This is a genomic window from Vibrio sp. V31_P5A7T61 (assembly GCF_009904895.1).
In the GTDB taxonomy this organism is placed as follows: Bacteria; Pseudomonadota; Gammaproteobacteria; order Enterobacterales; family Vibrionaceae; genus Vibrio; species Vibrio metschnikovii.
In genome coordinates this window covers 104,832-121,076 of sequence record NZ_WXWI01000057.1, presented here as the reverse complement: position 1 = coordinate 121,076, position 16,245 = coordinate 104,832, and the positions used below count along the sequence as shown (strand labels likewise).

Genomic DNA, 16,245 nt, shown 5'->3' with positions numbered 1-16,245 from the left:
TTTTTGTGACAAAGAGTGACGTGTATGTCTGACGTAAAATTTGAAACCGTAGAACAAAAAGCCAGCTACGGCATTGGTCTACAAATGGGCCAACAACTAGCGGGCAGCGGCCTTGAAGGGCTAAATGTGGATGCCATTGCTGCTGGTATCGCGACAGCGCTTGTCGGTGATATGCCGGCAATTGAAATCGACGAAATTAACCAAGCTTTACAAGCGATGCATATGCGTGCTGAAGAAGCAATGCAAGCGGCCGCTAAAGTCGCTGCTGCAGAAGGTGAAACGTTCCTTAAAGATAATGCTCTACGCTCAGAAGTTACCGTGCTTGACTCAGGCTTACAGTATGAAGTGATCACTCAAGGTTCTGGTGAAATTCCGACGTCTGATAAATCGGTCCGTGTCCATTATCATGGTGAGCTGACGGATGGTACCGTTTTTGATAGTTCAGTTTCTCGTGGCCAGCCTGCAGAGTTCCCTGTAACTGGCGTTATTAAAGGCTGGGTCGAAGCCCTACAATTGATGCCTGTAGGCTCAAAGTGGAAACTGTATATTCCACATGATCTCGCATACGGTGAACGTGGCGCTGGCGCAGCAATTCCACCCTTTGCCGCACTCGTGTTTGAAGTAGAATTGCTCGATATTCTTTAATCATCATTAATACGCTATTCTATTGTTAAGCGGTGCAATGCACCGCTTTTTTTATACGAATTTTCTGAGATTAATAGCCAGAGATGAATCAGTCATCATAGGTTTGCTACACTGTTCAGACACATAACCTCTATTTACGACAAAAAGTGATCAATAGCATTTTAGGAGCCTATCCCCCCATGAACAAAACCTTATTCCGTACACTACTGATCTCAACGCTACTCAGTAGTACACCTAGCATGGCTTTTATCAAAATTGGTGGACAATCAAATCAAGACCTAGCCACATTAGTTGGCAGTGGCTTATTGGAAACCAAACAACATACCACACTGATTAACCAAGTAAAAAGTCAACTTCCAATCTCAGACCAACAGGCTGGTGGTGGAATAGCAGCATTATTAGCCCTCGCCGAGAATCAATTAGCGGATCAACATCAAACTGAACTTAACGGATTAATCCCTAACCTTGAGCAACTCACTCAATTAGGCTTATCGACAACCGGTTTATCGCCAGCAAGGATGGCTAATCTTAGCGACGTTACTCATGTCTTTAACCAATTAGGTTTGGATGCCAATATGATCGGACAATTTACACCAATTATTATTCAGTATTTAACAAGTCAGGGGGCTGGAAGCAGTTTAGTTGGTGCGTTGCAAGGTCTCTGGAAATAACAATAAGAGAACGGTCCAATATTAAAGGACAAAGAAAATCCAAGCAGAGGATCGGAAGACAAGATTATGTGTGACGTGAGCTATAGGTAAGATACCCCGATAGGGTAATAAAAAAGCCGAGCTAATGCTCGGCCTTTTATTCGCGAACTGATTACTCAGCAGCAGCTTCAACAGCTACTTCTGGGCGGTCAACAAGCTCAATGTAAGCCATTGGAGCTTTATCGCCAGCACGGAAACCACACTTAAGAATACGAGTGTAGCCACCTTGACGTGCAGCAAAACGTGGACCTAATTCGTTAAATAGTTTTGCAACAACTTCGTTATCACGAGTACGTGCAAATGCAAGACGACGGTTAGCAACACTGTCAGTCTTAGCTAGTGTAATCAAAGGCTCAACGACGCGACGCAGCTCTTTCGCTTTTGGCAAAGTAGTCTTGATAACTTCATGACGTACTAAAGAGCTAGCCATGTTGCTGAACATCGCTTTGCGATGACTGCTGTTGCGGTTGAGTTGACGACCACTCTTACGATGGCGCATGACCAAATCCTTCTAACTAATATCGATTAATCTTCAGCGATTGACGCTGGCGGCCAGTTTTCTAGGCGCATGCCCAGAGAAAGACCACGTGATGCAAGCACGTCTTTAATCTCAGTAAGAGATTTCTTACCAAGGTTAGGCGTTTTCAGTAGCTCAACCTCAGTGCGCTGTACTAGATCACCGATGTAGTGAATCGCTTCTGCTTTCAAACAGTTAGCAGAGCGAACTGTTAGTTCAAGATCGTCTACAGGACGCAGTAGGATCGGATCGAATTCTGGCTTCTCTTCCTTCTCCTCAGGAACGCGTACATCACGAAGATCTACGAACGCATCCAACTGTTCAGCAAGAATCGTTGCTGCACGGCGGATAGCTTCCTCAGGTTCTAGAGTACCGTTCGTTTCCATATCGATGACGAGTTTGTCTAAGTCTGTACGTTGCTCAACACGAGCAGCATCAACAGAGTAGGCAATTTTGTCTACTGGGCTGAATGTTGCGTCGACAAGCAAACGACCGATTGGACGTTCATCTTCTTCAGTATGAATACGAGCAGAAGCAGGAACATAACCACGTCCACGTTCTACTTTGATACGCATAGCGATCTCAGCGTTGTCATCAGTGAGATGACAAATAACGTGTTCAGGGTTTACGATCTCTACATCACCATCATGGGTGATGTCACCTGCAACCACAGGGCCCGAGCCTGATTTATTTAATGTAATGAACACTTCATCTTTATTTTCGCCTAAGCGAACAGCCAGTCCTTTCAGGTTAAGAAGAATCTCAAGGATATCTTCTTGTACACCTTCTTTGGTACTGTACTCATGAAGTACGCCTTCAATTTCTACCTCTGTTACGGCACAACCCGGCATAGATGATAAAAGAATTCGGCGAAGTGCATTACCAAGAGTATGGCCGAAACCACGCTCTAATGGCTCAAGAGTTACTTTTGCGTGTGTCGTGCTGACCTGTTCGATATCAACAAGACGTGGCTTAAGAAATTCTGTTACAGAACCCTGCATTGTGTCCTCTCTTTAGTTTAAACCTTACTTAGAGTAAAGCTCGACGATCAATTGTTCGTTGATGTCAGCAGATAGGTCTGAACGTTCAGGCTTACGCTTGAATGTACCTTCCATCTGGCTTGCATCTACTTCAATCCAAGTTGGTTTTTCGCGTTGTTCTGCAACTTCTAGAGCTGCTTTAATGCGAGATTGCTTTTTCGCTTTCTCACGGATTGCAACAACGTCGTTAGCCGCAACATTGAAAGAAGGTACGTTTACAACGCTACCGTTTACTAGGATAGCTTTATGGCTAACTAGCTGACGAGCTTCAGCGCGAGTCGCACCAAAACCCATACGGTAAACTACGTTGTCCAAACGGCCTTCAAGAAGCTGAAGCAGGTTTTCACCTGTGTTGCCTTTTAGGCGAGCAGCTTCTTTGTAGTAGTTACGGAATTGTTTTTCTAGAACGCCATAGATACGACGAACTTTTTGCTTCTCACGAAGCTGAACGCCATACTCAGATAGACGACCGCGACGAGCGCCGTGTACACCTGGTGCGTTATCAATTTTACACTTGGTATCAATCGCACGAACGCCTGACTTAAGGAACAAGTCAGTACCTTCGCGGCGGCTAAGCTTCAGCTTAGGACCCAAATATCTTGCCATGATCTTTCTCCAATGTTCCCAGAAACGTTAAACGCGACGTTTCTTAGGTGGACGACAACCGTTATGAGGGATTGGTGTCGCATCAACGATGTTTGTGATACGGAAACCAGCAGCATTCAGTGCGCGAACTGTAGATTCACGACCTGGACCTGGACCCTTAACCATAACCTCTAGGTTCTTTAGGCCATATTCTTTAGCCATTTCAGCACAACGTTCAGCAGCAACCTGTGCAGCAAACGGTGTTGATTTACGAGAACCGCGGAAACCTGAACCACCAGCAGTAGCCCAAGCTAATGCGTTACCTTGACGGTCAGTGATGGTTACGATTGTGTTGTTGAAAGATGCGTGGATATGCGCTACGCCATCAGCAACTTGCTTGCGTACACGCTTACGTGCGCGAGTTGGTTGTTTAGCCATTGTACTCTACCCTTCCCGATTATTTCTTGATCGGCTTACGCGGACCCTTGCGGGTGCGAGCGTTGGTTTTAGTACGCTGTCCACGTAGTGGTAGACTGCGACGATGACGAAGACCACGGTAACAACCAAGGTCCATAAGACGCTTGATGTTCATGGAAACTTCACGACGAAGATCACCCTCTACAGTGTATTTAGCTACACCATCACGCAGTTGATCGATCTGCTCTTCAGTTAGTTCACTGATCTTAACACTTTCAGCAATACCCACGTCAGCTAGGATAGCTTTTGAACGGGTTTTACCGATGCCGTAGATTGCAGTTAATGCGATCACAGCATGCTTTTGATCAGGAATGTTAATGCCTGCTATACGGGCCACTATTCACTCCTAGTACTTTCTATAAAAGAATTATCCGCAGCAAAGCCCGTCGAGGATACGCTGCGGGATACTACTTCTTTTGCACGCAAAAGGTAGGCCGAGAAATATACTCGACCACCCTTTAATTTTCAAGTAAAAATTTCTGCTTATTAGCCTTGGCGCTGCTTGTGCTTTGGCTCACTGCAAATCACGCGAACGACACCGTTACGCTTGATAACTTTACAGTTACGGCAGATTTTTTTAACGGAAGCACGAACTTTCATTGCTAAACTCCGTAAATCTAACTTAAATGGCGACCGTATTAGCGGCCATAGCCTTTTAAATTTGCCTTTTTCAACACAGAGTCATATTGATTTGACATCAAATGAGTCTGTACCTGTGCCATAAAGTCCATAATAACCACTACTACAATCAGTAATGATGTACCGCCGAAGTAGAAACGTACGTTCCACGCGACCATCATGAACTCAGGGATCAGACAGATAAAGGTAATGTATAACGCACCGGCTAGGGTTAAACGAGTCATTACTTTATCAATGTATCTTGCTGTCTGTTCGCCTGGGCGGATACCGGGTACGAATGCACCTGACTTCTTCAGGTTATCAGCTGTTTCACGTGGGTTGAAAACCAACGCCGTATAAAAGAAACAGAAGAAAATAATCGCTGCGGCATAAAGCATTACATACAATGGTTGACCAGGGCTAAGCGCTAATGATACGTCGGTTAACCAACCGAACCATTGGCTCTCACCATTTTGACCAAACCACTGAGCGAGTGTTCCTGGGAACAAAATAATGCTTGATGCAAAAATTGCAGGTATAACACCAGCCATATTGATTTTTAATGGCAAGTGGGTACTTTGCGCTGCAAAAACTTTACGACCTTGTTGACGTTTTGCGTAGTTAACAACGATACGACGTTGACCACGCTCCATGAAAACAACAAAGTAGATAACAGCAAAAGCTAATACCGCAATCAACAACAGAAGAAGCACATGCAGTTCACCTTGACGCGCTTGCTCGATAGTATGTCCTATTGCCGATGGCAATCCAGCAACAATACCTGCAAATATAAGAATGGAGATACCATTCCCAATCCCTCGCTCTGTAATCTGTTCACCTAACCACATCAAGAACATGGTACCGGTTACTAAACTCACGGTCGCAATCAGGGTAAACATGGTTTGGTCAATAACAACCAGATTGTTGACCATGTTTGGTAGGCCTGTTGCAATACCTATCGCTTGGAATGTTGCAAGTACAAGCGTGCCGTAGCGTGTATATTGGCTTATCTTACGACGGCCTGCTTCACCCTCTTTTTTGAGCTCGGCTAACGCTGGATGAACTACAGTTAGCAACTGGACAACAATTGACGCCGAAATATACGGCATGATGCCCAGTGCTAATATAGATGCACGCTCAAGAGCACCACCAGAGAACATGTTAAACATTTCTATGATGGTACCTTTTTGCTGTTCGAACAAATCGGCAAGTACAGCAGCGTCAATACCAGGAATCGGCACAAAAGAGCCCGCTCGGAATACTAAAAGTGCACCAATTACGAATAATAAGCGCGACTTTAACTCACCTAAGCCGCTCTGAGCACTACGAAAATCTTGTCCTGGTTTCTTAGCCATCTGTACCTCAATCCTCGAGATTATTCCTCGATTTTACCGCCTGCAGCTTCGATTGCAGCTTTAGCGCCTTTAGTCACGCGTAGACCTTTAACAGTCACTGCTTTATTGATCTCGCCAGAAAGAACAACTTTAACGAATTCAATATTCTTCGTTACAAGGTTTGCTGCTTTCAAGCTGTTTAGATCAATAACATCACCCGTTACTTTCGCTAGCTCAGCTAGACGAATTTCAGCAGTCACAAGGCTCTTACGAGAAGTGAAACCGAATTTAGGTAGACGTTGTTTCAGAGGCATCTGACCGCCTTCAAAACCTGGACGAACACCGCCGCCAGAACGTGACTTTTGACCTTTGTGACCACGGCCACCAGTTTTACCAAGGCCAGAACCGATACCACGACCTAAACGCTTCTTAGAAGGCTTAGAACCCGCAGCCGGCGATAGAGTATTCAAATGCATTCTGATTACTCCTCAACTTTAACCATGTAGTAAACCTTGTTGATCATACCGCGTACACACGGTGTATCTTCAAGTTCTACTGTATGGTTGATTTTACGAAGACCTAAACCGCGCAAAGTAGCTTTATGCTTTGGTAGGCGACCAATTGAGCTTTTAGTTTGAGTTACTTTAATCGTTGCCATGTGTTCTTACTCCGAAATCGCTTCAACAGTTAGACCACGTTTAGCTGCAACCATTTCTGGTGACTTAACATCTACTAGAGCATCGATCGTAGCACGAACGATGTTGATAGGGTTCGTAGAACCGTATGCTTTAGATAGAACGTTATGTACGCCGGCAACTTCAAGTACAGCACGCATCGCACCACCGGCGATAACACCTGTACCTTCTGCAGCTGGCTGCATGTAAACTTTAGAGCCCGAGTGGCGACCTTTCACTGGATGGTGAAGAGTGCCTTCGTTAAGTGCGATAGTAAACATGTTACGACGCGCTTTTTCCATTGCTTTTTGAATCGCTGCAGGTACTTCACGTGCTTTGCCGTAACCGAAACCTACACGACCATTACCGTCACCAACAACTGTTAGTGCAGTGAAGCTCATGATTCGACCACCTTTAACCGTTTTAGAAACACGGTTAACTGCGATTAATTTTTCTTGCAAATCATTCGCTTGAACTTGTTGTTCTTTAGCCATCTTCCAACCCTACCTTAGAATTTCAGACCAGCTTCGCGAGCAGATTCTGCTAGCGCGGCTACTCGACCGTGGTATTGGAAACCAGAACGATCAAACGCAACTGACGATACGCCTTTTTCAAGCGCACGCTCAGCAACAGTTTTACCTACTGCTTTTGCTGCATCGATGTTACCAGTATTCTTCACTTGCTCACGGATCGCTTTTTCTACAGTAGAAGCTGCGGCGATAACCTCAGAGCCATTAGCTGCAATCACTTGAGCGTACACGTGACGAGGAGTACGGTGTACTACTAGGCGAGTTGCACCCAGTTCTGCAATCTTACGACGTGCGCGTGTAGCACGACGGATGCGAGATGCTTTCTTATCCATAGTGTTACCTTACTTCTTCTTAGCTTCTTTAGTACGCACATTTTCATCTGCGTAACGAATACCTTTACCTTTATAAGGCTCAGGCGCGCGGTAAGAACGAATGTCAGCCGCAACTTGACCAACTTCTTGCTTATCACAACCAGTTAGGACAATTTCAGTTTGGCTTGGACATTCGGCTTTAACACCCGCTGGCAACTCGTGCTCAACTGGGTGAGAGAAGCCTAGAGTTAGACCTACAGCGTTGCCTTTCATAGCAGCACGGTAACCTACACCCTTAAGAACGAGCTTCTTAGTAAAGCCTTCAGTAACACCAACAACCATATTGTTCACTAGTGCACGAGCAGTACCTGCTTGAGCCCAAGCGTTTGCGATTCCCTCACGAGGACCGAACGTTAGGTTGTTTTCTTCCTGTGCGATCACGACGCCAGTATGAACTACACGAGATAGTTCACCTTTAGGACCTTTAACCGTGATCTCTTGGCCGTTTAGTTTCACCTCTACGCCAGCTGGAATAGCGACAGGTGCTTTAGCAACACGAGACATGTTCTACTCCTATTTATTAAGCTACGTAGCAAATGATTTCACCGCCAAGACCTGCTTTACGTGCAGCGCGGTCTGACATGAGACCCTTGGAAGTGGAAACAACAGCAACACCAAGACCGCCCATCACTGATGGTAGTTCGTCTTTCTTCTTATAAACACGAAGACCTGGACGAGACACGCGCTTGATTTGCTCGATTACTGGTTTAGCTTGGAAGTACTTAAGAGTAACTTCTAGCTCAGGTTTTGCTTCGCCTTCAACAGCGAAGTCTGCGATATAACCTTCAGCTTTAAGTAGTGCAGCAATTGCAACTTTAAGCTTTGAAGAAGGCATTTTAACAGCAACTTTGTTTGCTGCCTGACCGTTACGAATACGGGTCAGCATATCCGAAATCGGATCTTGCATGCTCATAAACTTTACTCCAAATGATTAAGTGGCAATTACCAGCTGGCCTTACGAAGTCCAGGAATCTCGCCTTTCATGCAAGCTTCACGAACTTTAATACGGCTCAGACCGAATTTACGTAGGAAACCGTGTGGACGACCAGTTTGGTTGCAACGGTTGCGCTTACGTGATGCACTCGAATCACGTGGAAGTGATTGCAGTTTAAGAACTGCATTCCAACGATCTTCTTCAGATGCGTTTACATCGCTGATGATAGCTTTAAGTGTTGCACGCTTTTCTGCGTACTGAACTACTAGCTTGGCACGTTTTACTTCACGTGCTTTCATTGATTGTTTAGCCATAACAGTAACCCTTCACCTTACTTACGGAATGGGAAGTTAAAGGCAGCCAGCAGAGCACGGCCTTCCTCATCGGTACCAGCAGACGTCGTGATAGTGATATCAAGACCGCGTACACGATCGACTTTATCGTAGTCGATTTCCGGAAAGATGATTTGCTCGCGAACGCCCATGCTGTAGTTACCGCGTCCGTCAAAAGACTTAGCGCTAACACCACGGAAATCTCGTACACGTGGTAGAGCGATAAAAATCAAACGCTCTAAGAAATCCCACATGCGCTCGCCACGCAAGGTTACTTTACAACCAATTGGGTAGCCTTCACGGATTTTGAAACCAGCTACAGATTTGCGAGCTTTAGTGATAAGTGGCTTTTGACCAGAGATGGTCGCCATATCAGAAGCTGCGTTTTCTAGTAGTTTCTTATCGTTGATTGCTTCACCAACGCCCATATTGAGGGTGATTTTCTCAATTCTAGGGACTTGCATGACGCTTGTGTAACCGAACTGTTTGGCCAGTTCAGCGACTACAGACGACTTGTAGTAATCATGCAGTTTCGCCATAGTAGAACTCCAAATTACTCTATTAGTTAGAAACGATTTCGTTGTTAGACTTAAAGAAACGAACTTTCTTACCATCTTCGAAACGGAAACCGATACGGTCCGCTTTACCGGTTGCTGCATTAAAGATCGCAATGTTAGATGCATCAATCGCTGCTTCTTGCTCTACGATACCACCTTGGATACCAAGCGCAGGAACTGGCTTTTGATGTTTCTTAACTAGATTGATACCTTCAACGATAACTTTACCAGTTGTTAGAACCTTAGTTACTTTACCTTTCTTGCCTTTGTCTTTCCCAGCAAGAACGATCACTTCGTCATTACGACGGATTTTAGCTGCCATTTTTTGCCGCTCCTTACAGAACTTCAGGTGCTAGTGACACAATCTTCATGAATTTCGCGTTACGAAGCTCACGAGTCACTGGACCAAAGATACGTGTACCGATTGGTTGCTCGGTATTGTTGTTTAGCAATACGCAAGCATTACGGTCGAAGCGAATGACAGAACCGTCTGGACGACGTACGCCTTTACGGGTGCGAACTACCACCGCCTTCAATACATCACCTTTTTTCACTTTACCGCGAGGAATTGCTTCTTTCACAGTAACTTTGATGATGTCGCCAACATGGGCGTAACGACGGTGAGAGCCACCCAGAACCTTAATACACATTACGCTGCGAGCGCCTGAGTTATCAGCTGCGTCCAGCATACTTTGCATTTGGATCATGTTAGTGCTCCGCTAAATATTAAAAAAACTAGACCCATCTCGGGTCGGGCTGCCTCTTTAAAGGGACGCGAATTGTACCACCCTTTTTTGTGATTGGGTAGTCAAAAAACAAGCGGCCCCAAAAATAATCGGGGCCGCTGTATTCGCATTAAAAGCTCAATTAAATTTTCGCTTTTTCTACTATTTTTACCAAAGTCCAAGACTTAGTCTTAGACAATGGACGACACTCACGGATTTCAACGGTATCGCCTGCGCCACACTCGTTGTTTTCATCATGTGCGTGTACTTTAGTCGTGCGACGAACGAATTTACCGTAAATTGGGTGCTTCACGAAACGTTCGATAGCAACAACGATAGATTTGTCCATCTTGTCACTGATAACACGACCTTGTTGGGTACGAATTTTATCGCTCATTATGCGCCTGCCTTCTCAGTCAAAACAGTTTTCACACGTGCGATATCACGACGGACAGCTTTCAGAGTATGAGTTTGCTGAAGTTGACCAGTCGCCGCTTGCATGCGCAAGTTGAACTGCTCTTTCAATAAACCTAGTAGCTCTGCATTAAGCTCTTCAACGTTTTTCTCGCGTAGATCTTGTGCTTTCATCACATCACCTGCTTAGTTACAAATGTAGTCTTGAATGGCAGTTTACGTGCCGCTAGGCGGAACGCTTCACGAGCCAATTCTTCAGGTACACCATCAACTTCGTACATCACCTTGCCAGGTTGGATTTGGGCTACCCAGTACTCAACGTTACCTTTACCCTTACCTTGACGAACTTCAAGTGGTTTTTCTGTGATTGGTTTGTCTGGGAAAACACGGATCCAGATTTTACCTTGACGCTTAATGTGACGTGTCATAGCACGACGTGCCGCTTCGATTTGACGAGCAGTTAGACGACCACGGCCTACAGCTTTCAAACCAAAGGTGCCGAAGCTTACTTCAGTACCTTTTGCTAGACCACGGTTACGACCTGTATGAACCTTACGGAACTTGGTACGTTTAGGTTGTAGCATCTGTCGACTCCTTACTTACGGCCTTTGCGCTGCTTCTTAGGCTTGTCAGCCTTTGGCTCTACTGCGTTAGCAGCTGGCATACCGCCTAGGATTTCACCTTTGAAGATCCAGACTTTAACACCAATCACACCATAGGTAGTGTGAGCCGAAGAAGTTGCGTAATCAATGTCAGCACGTAGAGTGTGTAGAGGCACACGGCCTTCACGATACCACTCAGAACGTGCAATTTCAGCGCCGCCTAAACGGCCACTTACTTCCACTTTGATACCTTTAGCGCCTAGACGCATAGCGTTTTGTACCGCGCGCTTCATAGCACGACGGAACATAACACGACGCTCTAGTTGAGACGCGATGCTATCAGCCACTAGCTGACCGTCTAGCTCAGGTTTACGTACCTCAGAAATATTAATCTGAGCTGGTACACCTGCAATCTTCGCTACTGCTGCGCGTAGCTTCTCAACGTCTTCACCTTTCTTACCGATAACAACGCCTGGGCGAGCAGTGTGAATAGTCACACGGATGCTCTTAGCAGGACGCTCGATAACGATGCGTGATAGAGACGCTTTTGCCAATTCCTTAGTGAGGTATTGACGTACCTTGAAGTCGCCGTCTAGGTTGTCAGCGAAATCTTTGGTATTAGCAAACCATGTAGCATTCCAAGGCTTAACGATGCCTAGACGAATACCATTAGGATGTACTTTCTGACCCATTGCTTACTCTCCTAGTCTTTTAGCGGTCTGCGACAACAATAGTGATGTGGCTTGAACGCTTCAAGATACGATCCGCACGACCTTTTGCACGAGGCATAATACGCTTCATGGTTGGGCCCTCATCTACGAAGATTTTAGCGACACGTAGGTCGTCAATGTCAGCACCTTCGTTGTGCTCCGCGTTAGCGATTGCTGACTCTAGAACTTTCTTAATAAGTTCAGCCGCTTTTTTGTTGCTGAACGTTAACGTTTCTAGAGCTTGGTCAACTGACTTACCACGAATTTGATCTGCAACTAAGCGAGCTTTCTGAGGCGAAATGCGAGCAAAGTTATGTTTAGCGAATGCTTCCATCATCTACTCCTTAACGCTTCTTAGCTTTCTTATCCGCAGCATGGCCGCGGTAAGTGCGAGTTGGGGCAAATTCACCCAGTTTGTGACCGATCATCTCGTCAGTTACAAAAACTGGAACGTGTTGACGACCATTATGGACAGCGATGGTCAAACCGATCATTGTTGGAATGATCATTGAACGACGGGACCAAGTCTTAATAGGCTTTTTGTCTCCGCTTTCCACCGCTTTCTCTACCTTCTTCAGCAAGTGTAGGTCAATAAATGGACCTTTCTTGAGAGAACGTGGCATGGCGATTCCTCTTTAAATAGATTACTTATTACGACGACGTACGATGTACTTGTCAGTGCGTTTGTTGCTACGAGTTTTGTAGCCTTTCGTTGGTACGCCCCATGGAGATACAGGATGACGACCACCAGAAGTACGGCCTTCACCACCACCATGTGGGTGATCAACAGGGTTCATTACTACACCACGTACGGTTGGACGTACGCCGCGCCAGCGTGAAGCACCCGCTTTACCAAGCTCACGTAGCATGTGCTCAGAGTTACCAACTTCACCGATTGTTGCACGGCCTTCAGAAAGTACTTTGCGCATTTCGCCAGAACGTAGACGGATAGTAACGTATGCACCGTCGCGAGCGACAAGTTGAGCATACGCACCAGCAGAACGAGCTAGCTGTGCACCTTTACCCGGAGTTAACTCAACGTTATGAATCGTTGAACCAACAGGGATGTTGCGCAATGGCAGGGTGTTACCTGCTTTGATTGGCGCATCAACACCAGACTGGATAGTATCACCAGCTTGGAGGCCTTTAGGTGCAATAATGTAACGACGTTCACCATCTGCGTATAATACGAGAGCGATGTTTGCGCTACGGTTTGGATCGTATTCTAGACGTTCAACTTTCGCTGGGATACCGTCTTTAGTACGTTTGAAGTCAATCAAACGATAGTGTTGTTTATGACCACCACCGATATGACGTACTGTGATACGACCGTTGTTGTTACGACCACCATTCTTAGAGTTTTTCTCTAGAAGAGGTGCGTATGGCTTACCCTTGTGGAGGTCAGCGTTAACAACTTTAACAACGTGACGACGACCAGGGGAAGTCGGCTTACATTTAACAATAGCCATTATTCAACTACTCCTGTTATTCCGCGCCGCCAACAAAGTCAAGATCTTGACCTTCTTTCAAAGTCACATACGCTTTTTTAACGTCGCTGCGGCGACCTTGGCGTAGACCTTGACGTTTGGTCTTACCCTTAAGAATAAGAGTATTTACAGACTTAACTTCAACTTCAAATAGCTTTTCTACAGCTGCTTTGATCTCTTTCTTAGTTGCATCTTTTGCTACTTTGAAAACGATCGTGTTCGCTTTTTCAGCAGCCATAGTGGCTTTTTCAGAGATGTGCGGTGCACGTAGAACTTTTAGTAGACGCTCTTCACGGATCATGCCAGCATCTCCTCAACTTGCTTAACTGCAGCAGCAGTCATTAGAACCTTGTCAAATGCGATTAGGCTCACTGGATCAATACCAGTTACGTCACGCACGTCAACTTTGTACAGGTTACGAGCAGCTAAGAATAGATTCTCGTCTACTTCGCCAGTCACGATAAGAACATCGTTCAGCTCAAGTTCTTTCAACTTAGCCGCTAGCTCTTTCGTTTTTGGTGCTTCAACCGAGAAGTTATCAACAACGATTAAACGCTCTTGACGAACTAACTCAGAAAGAATGCTTTTCATAGCGCCGCGGTACATTTTTTTGTTTACTTTAACGCTGTGATCTTGTGGTTTCGCAGCAAAAGTAACACCACCTGTACGCCAGATTGGGCTACGGATTGTACCAGCACGTGCACGGCCAGTACCTTTTTGACGCCATGGCTTAGCGCCACCGCCAGAAACTTCTGAACGTGTCTTTTGAGCACGAGTACCTTGACGAGCACCTGCTGCATACGCAACAACTACTTGATGTACAAGAGCTTCGTTGAACTCACGTCCGAAAGTAGTTTCGGAAACAGTTAGTGCGTTAGCACCTTTAACCATCAATTCCATTACTTACTCCTAGACGTTATGCTTTAATAGCTGGTTTGACGATCACGTTAGCGCCAGTTGCACCTGGGACTGCACCTTTAATAAGAAGCAGATTGCGCTCAGCGTCAACACGTACGATCTCTAGGTTTTGAGTCGTTACACGCTCAGCACCCATGTGACCTGCCATTTTTTTGCCTTTAAATACGCGACCTGGAGTTTGACATTGGCCAATTGAACCAGGAGCACGGTGAGACAAAGAGTTACCGTGAGTCATATCTTGAGTACGGAAGTTCCAGCGCTTAACAGCACCTTGGAAGCCTTTACCTTTCGATGTACCAGTAACGTCTACTTTCTTAATTTCGTTGAACAGTTCAACAGTCAGTTCAGCACCAACTTCGAACTCTTCGCCGTTTTCTAAACGGAATTCCCAAAGACCGCGACCAGCTTCTACACCTGCTTTCGCAAAGTGACCAGCTTCTGGCTTAGTTACGCGGTTAGCTTTCTTAGTTCCAGCTGTTACTTGAATAGCAGCATAGCCGTCAGTCTCAAGAGTTTTCACTTGAGAAACACGGTTCGCTTCAACCTCAACAACAGTTACTGGGATAGAAACGCCTTCTTCAGTAAATACGCGGGTCATACCCACTTTACGTCCGACTAGACCAATCATTCTTCTAATCTCCCTTAACCTAGGCTGATTTGAACATCAACACCAGCAGCAAGATCAAGACGCATAAGTGCATCAACAGTCTTGTCAGTTGGTTCAACGATGTCGATCAGACGCTTGTGAGTACGAATTTCGTACTGGTCACGTGCATCTTTGTTTACGTGTGGAGAGATAAGAACAGTGAAACGCTCTTTACGAGTAGGCAGTGGAATTGGACCACGAACCTGTGCGCCGGTACGCTTAGCTGTTTCAACGATTTCCGCTGTAGAAGCATCGATTAGTTTGTAATCGAAAGCTTTAAGGCGGATACGGATGCGTTGGTTCTGCATGAGACAGAGCTCCAATAAGTAAAAATTACACAAACAATATCGCCATTCGAACCTGCCATGGCGGGTGAATGTCGATTGATTTATGTGAAACCGTAGTACCCCGATTGGGCACATTGTCAGCTAATTAAATTAACTAAAGCTAATCCTATTAACTGCGAACATAAGCTGAGTATACGTTACCTCACCTGTGTTGCCACAAGCTTGCTCCTCGCTGCTCATTGGTTCACAACTGGCTTAACCAGTGGGGGTGCATTATACAGATCACAGATTGACTTGCAAGGGGGTGTTGGAAAAATAAACGAATGAGGCGAGAAACAAGAAACCTAGGTCAGTAGACCTAGGTTTCTTAACGATGACATCAGCATAAACATTAAACGTTATTGCGTTGACGGACCGCTTCAAATAAGCAAATCCCGGTCGCGACTGAGACATTTAAGCTGGAAACACTGCCTGCCATTGGGATTTTGATTAGATCATCACAAGTATCACGAGTTAAACGGCGCATACCATCGCCTTCAGCTCCCATGACAATCGCTAACGGACCAGTCAGCTTGCTATGATAAAGATCATGCGTCGCCTCGCCCGCTGTGCCAACAAACCAAACACCTTGCTCTTGTAGAGCACGCATCGTGCGCGCTAAGTTGGTCACACGCACTAAAGGAACGGTTTCTGCAGCACCACAAGCGACCTTACTTACCGTGGCCGTCATCGGTGCTGAACGATCTTTAGGGACAATCACCGCCGCCACACCAGCAGCATCTGCATTACGCAAACACGCACCTAAGTTATGCGGATCGGTCACGCCATCCAGTACTAGCAGCAACGGTTGTTCATGCTGACTTAATATTGCGTCTAGATCATGTTCGTTTAACGCTTTAGCTGGCTTGACTTTGGCTATCAACCCTTGGTGATTAGCACCTTGAGCTTTGTCATCCAGTGCCTTACGCCCCATCTCCTGAATGGATAGCCCTAAACGCTGCAACTCATTCAATACCGGAAGTAGCCGATCATCTTGACGACCTTTCAAAACATACACTTCAATGATACGGGCTGGCTCACGCTGCATCACAGCGTTGACCGAATGAATGCCGTAAATCAGTTCATTACTCAT

31 protein-coding genes are annotated in these 16,245 nt (G+C 45.7%); 2 read left to right on the top strand and 29 right to left on the bottom strand.

What is annotated here, in order from left to right:
• The first annotated feature begins 24 nt into the window (after positions 1-24).
• On the top strand, positions 25-645 hold the full coding sequence (locus tag CAG58_RS12860) for an FKBP-type peptidyl-prolyl cis-trans isomerase (RefSeq protein ID WP_072670429.1): 621 nt from the start codon (positions 25-27) through the stop codon (positions 643-645).
• Positions 646-824: 179 nt separating this feature from the next.
• On the top strand, positions 825-1,316 hold the full coding sequence (locus CAG58_RS12855) for a DUF2780 domain-containing protein (protein WP_154170020.1): 492 nt from the start codon (positions 825-827) through the stop codon (positions 1,314-1,316).
• A gap of 151 nt (positions 1,317-1,467) precedes the next feature.
• On the opposite strand, the gene rplQ is transcribed toward CAG58_RS12855, so the two are convergent.
• The 29 genes from rplQ to rlmB all read right to left on the bottom strand — a co-directional run bounded on the left by rplQ (position 1,468) and on the right by rlmB (position 16,245).
• Positions 1,468-1,854 carry a 50S ribosomal protein L17 gene (rplQ, locus tag CAG58_RS12850; RefSeq protein ID WP_001216361.1) on the bottom strand — a complete coding sequence of 129 codons (387 nt, stop codon included), beginning with the start codon at positions 1,852-1,854 and terminating at the stop codon, positions 1,468-1,470.
• Between the two features lie 26 nt (positions 1,855-1,880).
• Positions 1,881-2,873, bottom strand: coding sequence for a DNA-directed RNA polymerase subunit alpha (locus tag CAG58_RS12845; RefSeq protein WP_004394549.1), 993 nt, complete (start codon positions 2,871-2,873; stop codon positions 1,881-1,883).
• Positions 2,874-2,897: 24 nt separating this feature from the next.
• Complete coding sequence (gene rpsD, locus CAG58_RS12840) at positions 2,898-3,518, bottom strand: 30S ribosomal protein S4 (protein ID WP_040903976.1); 621 nt, start codon at positions 3,516-3,518, stop codon at positions 2,898-2,900.
• 27 nt (positions 3,519-3,545) lie between these two features.
• On the bottom strand, positions 3,546-3,935 hold the full coding sequence (rpsK, locus tag CAG58_RS12835; RefSeq protein ID WP_001118870.1) for a 30S ribosomal protein S11: 390 nt from the start codon (positions 3,933-3,935) through the stop codon (positions 3,546-3,548).
• 19 nt (positions 3,936-3,954) lie between these two features.
• Positions 3,955-4,311 (bottom strand): 30S ribosomal protein S13, encoded by a 357-nt coding sequence (gene rpsM / locus CAG58_RS12830; protein ID WP_004394544.1) that lies wholly within the window; start codon positions 4,309-4,311, stop codon positions 3,955-3,957.
• A gap of 149 nt (positions 4,312-4,460) precedes the next feature.
• Positions 4,461-4,574 carry a 50S ribosomal protein L36 gene (rpmJ, locus tag CAG58_RS12825; RefSeq protein WP_000868186.1) on the bottom strand — a complete coding sequence of 38 codons (114 nt, stop codon included), beginning with the start codon at positions 4,572-4,574 and terminating at the stop codon, positions 4,461-4,463.
• 38 nt (positions 4,575-4,612) lie between these two features.
• A complete protein-coding gene (gene secY, locus CAG58_RS12820; protein WP_004394541.1) occupies positions 4,613-5,947 on the bottom strand; it encodes a preprotein translocase subunit SecY in 1,335 nt (444 codons plus the stop codon).
• Between the two features lie 20 nt (positions 5,948-5,967).
• The gene (rplO, locus tag CAG58_RS12815) at positions 5,968-6,402 is read right to left on the bottom strand and encodes a 50S ribosomal protein L15 (RefSeq protein WP_004394540.1); all 435 of its coding nucleotides are present in this window, start codon (positions 6,400-6,402) and stop codon (positions 5,968-5,970) included.
• Positions 6,403-6,407: 5 nt separating this feature from the next.
• The gene (rpmD, locus tag CAG58_RS12810; protein ID WP_000201159.1) at positions 6,408-6,584 is read right to left on the bottom strand and encodes a 50S ribosomal protein L30; all 177 of its coding nucleotides are present in this window, start codon (positions 6,582-6,584) and stop codon (positions 6,408-6,410) included.
• A gap of 6 nt (positions 6,585-6,590) precedes the next feature.
• On the bottom strand, positions 6,591-7,094 hold the full coding sequence (rpsE, locus tag CAG58_RS12805; protein ID WP_004394539.1) for a 30S ribosomal protein S5: 504 nt from the start codon (positions 7,092-7,094) through the stop codon (positions 6,591-6,593).
• A gap of 14 nt (positions 7,095-7,108) precedes the next feature.
• Positions 7,109-7,462 carry a 50S ribosomal protein L18 gene (rplR, locus tag CAG58_RS12800; protein ID WP_004394538.1) on the bottom strand — a complete coding sequence of 118 codons (354 nt, stop codon included), beginning with the start codon at positions 7,460-7,462 and terminating at the stop codon, positions 7,109-7,111.
• A gap of 9 nt (positions 7,463-7,471) precedes the next feature.
• Positions 7,472-8,005: a 50S ribosomal protein L6 gene (gene rplF, locus CAG58_RS12795; RefSeq protein WP_004394537.1), complete on the bottom strand. Its 534-nt coding sequence runs from the start codon at positions 8,003-8,005 to the stop codon at positions 7,472-7,474.
• A 16-nt stretch (positions 8,006-8,021) separates the two neighbouring features.
• Complete coding sequence (rpsH, locus tag CAG58_RS12790; protein ID WP_004394536.1) at positions 8,022-8,414, bottom strand: 30S ribosomal protein S8; 393 nt, start codon at positions 8,412-8,414, stop codon at positions 8,022-8,024.
• Positions 8,415-8,443: 29 nt separating this feature from the next.
• Positions 8,444-8,749 carry a 30S ribosomal protein S14 gene (rpsN, locus tag CAG58_RS12785; RefSeq protein ID WP_004394535.1) on the bottom strand — a complete coding sequence of 102 codons (306 nt, stop codon included), beginning with the start codon at positions 8,747-8,749 and terminating at the stop codon, positions 8,444-8,446.
• Positions 8,750-8,766: 17 nt separating this feature from the next.
• A complete protein-coding gene (gene rplE, locus CAG58_RS12780; protein ID WP_004394534.1) occupies positions 8,767-9,306 on the bottom strand; it encodes a 50S ribosomal protein L5 in 540 nt (179 codons plus the stop codon).
• Positions 9,307-9,328: 22 nt separating this feature from the next.
• Positions 9,329-9,646, bottom strand: coding sequence for a 50S ribosomal protein L24 (gene rplX / locus CAG58_RS12775; protein WP_004394533.1), 318 nt, complete (start codon positions 9,644-9,646; stop codon positions 9,329-9,331).
• 13 nt (positions 9,647-9,659) lie between these two features.
• Positions 9,660-10,031, bottom strand: coding sequence for a 50S ribosomal protein L14 (gene rplN / locus CAG58_RS12770; protein WP_004394532.1), 372 nt, complete (start codon positions 10,029-10,031; stop codon positions 9,660-9,662).
• Positions 10,032-10,191: 160 nt separating this feature from the next.
• Positions 10,192-10,446 carry a 30S ribosomal protein S17 gene (gene rpsQ, locus CAG58_RS12765; RefSeq protein ID WP_161425539.1) on the bottom strand — a complete coding sequence of 85 codons (255 nt, stop codon included), beginning with the start codon at positions 10,444-10,446 and terminating at the stop codon, positions 10,192-10,194.
• Complete coding sequence (gene rpmC / locus CAG58_RS12760) at positions 10,446-10,637, bottom strand: 50S ribosomal protein L29 (protein WP_072670434.1); 192 nt, start codon at positions 10,635-10,637, stop codon at positions 10,446-10,448. Before rpmC ends, rpsQ begins: the two co-directional genes overlap by 1 nt.
• Positions 10,637-11,047 (bottom strand): 50S ribosomal protein L16, encoded by a 411-nt coding sequence (gene rplP, locus CAG58_RS12755; protein ID WP_004394529.1) that lies wholly within the window; start codon positions 11,045-11,047, stop codon positions 10,637-10,639. The genes rpmC and rplP overlap by 1 nt, the downstream gene beginning before the upstream one ends.
• 11 nt (positions 11,048-11,058) lie before the next feature.
• Positions 11,059-11,757, bottom strand: coding sequence for a 30S ribosomal protein S3 (gene rpsC / locus CAG58_RS12750; RefSeq protein WP_004394527.1), 699 nt, complete (start codon positions 11,755-11,757; stop codon positions 11,059-11,061).
• A 19-nt stretch (positions 11,758-11,776) separates the two neighbouring features.
• The gene (rplV, locus tag CAG58_RS12745; RefSeq protein WP_004394526.1) at positions 11,777-12,109 is read right to left on the bottom strand and encodes a 50S ribosomal protein L22; all 333 of its coding nucleotides are present in this window, start codon (positions 12,107-12,109) and stop codon (positions 11,777-11,779) included.
• Between the two features lie 10 nt (positions 12,110-12,119).
• Positions 12,120-12,398 carry a 30S ribosomal protein S19 gene (gene rpsS, locus CAG58_RS12740; RefSeq protein ID WP_004394525.1) on the bottom strand — a complete coding sequence of 93 codons (279 nt, stop codon included), beginning with the start codon at positions 12,396-12,398 and terminating at the stop codon, positions 12,120-12,122.
• A gap of 21 nt (positions 12,399-12,419) precedes the next feature.
• Positions 12,420-13,244, bottom strand: coding sequence for a 50S ribosomal protein L2 (gene rplB, locus CAG58_RS12735; RefSeq protein WP_004394524.1), 825 nt, complete (start codon positions 13,242-13,244; stop codon positions 12,420-12,422).
• A gap of 16 nt (positions 13,245-13,260) precedes the next feature.
• On the bottom strand, positions 13,261-13,563 hold the full coding sequence (rplW, locus tag CAG58_RS12730; protein ID WP_004394523.1) for a 50S ribosomal protein L23: 303 nt from the start codon (positions 13,561-13,563) through the stop codon (positions 13,261-13,263).
• The gene (gene rplD, locus CAG58_RS12725; RefSeq protein ID WP_004394521.1) at positions 13,560-14,162 is read right to left on the bottom strand and encodes a 50S ribosomal protein L4; all 603 of its coding nucleotides are present in this window, start codon (positions 14,160-14,162) and stop codon (positions 13,560-13,562) included. The genes rplW and rplD overlap by 4 nt, the downstream gene beginning before the upstream one ends.
• Positions 14,163-14,178: 16 nt before the next feature.
• Complete coding sequence (gene rplC / locus CAG58_RS12720) at positions 14,179-14,808, bottom strand: 50S ribosomal protein L3 (protein ID WP_004394520.1); 630 nt, start codon at positions 14,806-14,808, stop codon at positions 14,179-14,181.
• Between the two features lie 14 nt (positions 14,809-14,822).
• Entirely contained in the window at positions 14,823-15,134 is a 312-nt protein-coding gene (gene rpsJ / locus CAG58_RS12715) for a 30S ribosomal protein S10 (RefSeq protein WP_001181007.1), read from the bottom strand.
• A 370-nt stretch (positions 15,135-15,504) separates the two neighbouring features.
• Positions 15,505-16,245, bottom strand: coding sequence for a 23S rRNA (guanosine(2251)-2'-O)-methyltransferase RlmB (gene rlmB, locus CAG58_RS12710; protein WP_004394510.1), 741 nt, complete (start codon positions 16,243-16,245; stop codon positions 15,505-15,507).